This window comes from Halomonas sp. 3D7M (assembly GCF_014897885.1).
GTDB lineage: Bacteria > Pseudomonadota > Gammaproteobacteria > Pseudomonadales > Halomonadaceae > Vreelandella.
Window position 1 is genome coordinate 1 of record NZ_JABUZF010000197.1, and the last position, 1,456, is coordinate 1,456.

Sequence of the window (1,456 nt, forward strand, 5' to 3'; positions counted from 1 at the left end):
AATAGACGTAGGCAGTGCCATCGGTTAGCTCCTATTCGTTGGGGGCAAAGTCGAGTAGCACGTCACCTTGACTCACGGTATCGCCCGACTGGAAGTGGAACGTCTCCACGCTACCATCGGCAGGCGCGGTCATGGTGTGCTCCATCTTCATCGCTTCCATGACCATCAACGGCATGCCTTTCTCGACCGCCGCGCCAGGCTCTACCAGCAGCGCGACAACGGTGCCATTCATGGGGGCGGTGAGCGTTGATTCGGCTTCATGGTGACCGTGGTCAATGGCATCAATACGTCGCCAGAAGAGGCGTGTTTCGCCACTAGGTTCAGCCATCACCACGATATGGCCATCGCGGCGTGCCTGTAGACGACGGCGGTGGCCGTTTAGCGTGACGGCGACCGCATCACCTGTCAGCGATTGTAGGCTAGCGGTCAACGTTTGATCACCGATGGTCAGATTCCACAGCGATTCGCCGCTTTCGCGCTTACCTTCAACAATCACCACCGCTTCGTCGCTGTCGGCTGCCTGGGCACTTGCCGGGTCACACAGCGCAATACGAATGGTATGGGGGGCATTCAAGCGGAAACCGTCGTGGCGATCCCACGGAGAGTCGCTCTCGCACTCTTTGGCCAGCTGGTTCAGGCCGATCAGCGCGGCGCTGGCATACGCCTCGGTAGAGTAGCTGCGCGGAGCAAACAGCGTGGCTTCGTTGCGTTCGATAAAACGCGTGTCTAGCTCGACGTTTTTAAAGCCGGGGTGATTTGCCAAGCGTTGCAGGAAGGCGCGGTTCGTCACCACGCCCTGTACATCCAGCGCCGCCAACGCTCGGTTGAGAGTGGCTAGCGCCGCATCCCGGTCAGCGCCGTGAACAATCAGTTTGGCCAGCATGGGGTCGTAGTGCATGGAAACCACATCGCCACTTTCTACGCCGCTGTCTAAACGGACCTGATCGCTATCTAAGTCGGCACCTTCTAGGTCCAAGGCGAAGCGAGTCAACAAACCGGTGGCCGGTAGGAAGTCTTGCTCCGGGTCTTCGGCATACAGGCGCGCTTCAAAACTGTGGCCGGTGATGGTGAGCTCGTCTTGTGTGCAGGGGAGTGGTTCACCCATCGCAACGCGCAGCTGCCATTCGACCAAATCCTGGCAGGTAATCATTTCAGTAACGGGATGCTCAACCTGCAGGCGGGTGTTCATCTCCATAAAGTAGAACGAACCGTCGGCGTCGAGCAGAAACTCCACAGTACCTGCGCCCACATAGCCAATTTCTTTTGCCGCGCGAACGGCAGCGTCGCCCATCGCACTGCGCAGTTCGGGCGTCATGCCAGGAGCGGGCGCTTCTTCTATGACTTTCTGATGGCGGCGCTGAACGCTGCAATCCCGTTCGAATAGGTACACGCCATTGCCGTAGCGGTCGCAGAATACCTGTACTTCGACATGACGAGGCTGCACCAAGTACTTCTC

The 1,456-nt window shown here is 58.5% G+C and carries 1 protein-coding gene; it reads right to left on the minus strand.

Translation table 11 applies throughout. The annotated features are described in order from the left end of the window. Positions 1 to 31: 31 nt before the first annotated feature. Positions 32 to 1,456, minus strand: a 1,425-nt coding sequence (locus INT22_RS11045) for an ATP-binding protein (protein WP_193068231.1), incomplete at its 5' end; no start/stop codon positions are given.